Genomic DNA, 2,448 nt, shown 5'->3' with positions numbered 1-2,448 from the left:
CTTCCGCGCCTTCCGGGCATCGGGCAACTGCTCCTGCGTTGCCTCAACTCGGGCATCCATGCCCTCGCCTGCCCGCAAGGTCCGCGAGTCGGGGCCGGGCTTTTCGAGCGGGCTCCTGCCCGCGCGAAAAGGCGTTGCCATCCTAGGCAACGCCCGCTACGCGGCCTGTCGCCCCCGCCTCGCCGCTGCAGAGGGGCCCCCGGGTAGAGCAGCGGGCCATCGTGGCCCGCACTCGGTGCGCAACCGCTGCGCGGTTGCGAGAGCGGGTCGGCGCATATTTGACCGACCGCTATTTCTGGTTCGAGATTTGCGTAGTGGAAGTCCACCCGTTTTGAGGGGCTATGATGTTTTCATATCAAGGGGGCCGACATGGAACAGGCGATAGCAGCGGTAACTAACTTGCGTGATCAGTGGTCGGGGCTGCTTGCGGCACGGCCGAGCGAAATTGATTTGAGCACGATCGGTTTCAATGCCCCCACTGAGTCGCTCACGGCTCTATTCCAAGGGTGGCTAGATACGCTCACGTTTCTTTCAGGCAAAGCAAATCGGCTAGATCCGACCGAAGGTGCTTTAGCCAACGCGCAGTTGACAAAATGGATAAGCGAACTGGCCAATAACGTTGCCGCCGCCAGAGGCAATGGTGGCCCGTGGCTGATCCAGCAACCTCTATTTCTCGACCGGCTGGTTTCTATTTCTGGGGTTGTCTCCCTGCTTGCAGGGCGACGTACAGAGATTGCCAAGCATCTTGCCAAGCGACTAGCCGACGGGAGCGTTGAAGGCGCGAGCACGTTGCTTGAAGTGGCACCGAAGGCGGCTGCATTCCTGGAAAAGAGCTCTGATATAACGATGGCGCTGGCCGAAATTGAAGTTCAGCAGACCAAAATGCAGAAAGAGCTCAAGACGTGGGACGACACGGCTGCAGGTTTTAGCGACGTACAGCAAGAGATTGAAGATGCGCAAAAGACCGTGTTGGGGCGCAATGCCGAGGTCGAGCAACTTTACAAAGACATCGTCGGCTACCGCTCGCAGGCCGAGCTAAAGTCGACCGAACTTGAGAAACGTATAACGGAGCTGAATTCCGAAGTAGAAACGGCAAAGTCTGAGGCAAGTGCTGCCGTCGCATCGTTGCAAGCTGCACTCATCGATGCACGTAAGCAAGGTCTCGCCGGTGCGTTTACTGATCGAGGAGCCCAAGTAAAGAGTGAGCGTCGTACATGGGGAATCGTATTCAGTGGTGCCGTTGTTGTTCTTTTGGTTCTCGCGCTCGCATTTGTTAGTGATCTGACCACATTCACTTACGAAGCTCTTATCGTAAATCTCTTGAGGCGACTCGCGGTTGCGGGCCCCATGATATGGGTTGGCTGGTATGCAGCCAAGCAGATTGGTCGTCTGGGTCGTGTGCAAGAAGACTACGAATACAAAGCGGCGACCGCGCTTGCCTTCCAGAGCTACAAGGCGGAGGTCGCTTCGGTCGGAGACGGCGCCCTGACGGCTGAACTACTTCAGCGGGCCATCGCAACATTCGGCGAGAATCCCGTAAGACTCTATGGGACTGAACACCACGATCCTGTCTCCCCCGTCAGTGAACTCCTGAAACAGATAGACAAGGATGAGACGTTCAAGCTTCTCAAGAAATTTTCAGAGATCGTGAGATAGCCTTCTGACACACCAACATCAAAAGGCCTCGCACTGCGGGGCCTTTTAATTTCTATCCGGTCACTTGGCGAGGATGTCGAGCGCTGGAAGGCGGTTGACGATCTTCATGGTTTCCAGGCTGACGGTGATCACGAGTTATCGCAGGGCTGCTTCGGTTAGCCGGGTGCCGCCGGTGAAGTCTTCGGGGCATAGACTGATTCGACCGACTGCTCTGCCACGCGCGAGGCAATGGGTGTTGCGGTAAACAGGCCGGCCTGCGGATTGGTGGAGCCTGGCTGCCATTCTTCGGGAGTTGCGCGATCATGCAGGTCGATGCGCAACTCGTCGCTGCATCCGTCAAGGAATGTATCCCAGTCTTGCGTTGATTTCAGGGTGAACGATGCGGCAGAGCCGTGGATCAGCACGACGGCCTTGCCGGCGCGTATCAGACGCAACACATTCAACACGGTGCCGGGACTCTTGCCGTCCCAGATCATCAGGCCGAAGTCGGCCGCCGCAGCCATCTCGCGATCCTTGGCGGCATAGAACTGGAATCCCCTGGCCGACTTGGGCGGCGCGACCGGATGCAGGTCCCACTGCCCGAGGTTGTTGCGCGGTCGATCGCCGGAGCAATACACAGTGACCTTGCGGTAGCCAGCTTCGTGCAGAAATTTTTGCGCTGCTTTGTCGGCACCGTTGGCATCGCCGAGGACAACGTCATGGCCCTTGCTTATGACGTTGTTGATCCGCTCCCTGACCTGGCTGGACAGGTGCGATACGTGACGCGAACCGACGGATTCAACTACGAAGCGC

Annotated in this window: 1 protein-coding gene and 1 pseudogene; one reads left to right on the top strand and one right to left on the bottom strand. The window is 57.8% G+C overall.

The window, feature by feature from the left end:
- Positions 1-369 precede the first annotated feature (369 nt).
- Positions 370-1,656: a hypothetical protein gene (locus tag UU7_RS18490; protein ID WP_157582393.1), complete on the top strand. Its 1,287-nt coding sequence runs from the start codon at positions 370-372 to the stop codon at positions 1,654-1,656.
- A 155-nt stretch (positions 1,657-1,811) separates the two neighbouring features.
- Here the strand turns inward: UU7_RS18490 and UU7_RS18710 are convergent.
- Positions 1,812-2,448, bottom strand: a pseudogene (locus UU7_RS18710) (site-specific DNA-methyltransferase); the annotation flags it as partial.

Origin of the sequence: Rhodanobacter spathiphylli B39, assembly GCF_000264295.1 — a bacterium.
GTDB classification, from domain to species: Bacteria; Pseudomonadota; Gammaproteobacteria; order Xanthomonadales; family Rhodanobacteraceae; genus Rhodanobacter; species Rhodanobacter spathiphylli.
Note: the sequence above shows the minus strand (reverse complement) of the source record. Positions and strands in the feature narration are given on the sequence as shown.

Coding starts and splice junctions, on each gene's coding strand:
- UU7_RS18490 (WP_157582393.1), top strand. CDS start 370: ATGGAACAGGCGATAGCAGCGGTAACTAACTTGCGTGATCAGTGGTCG.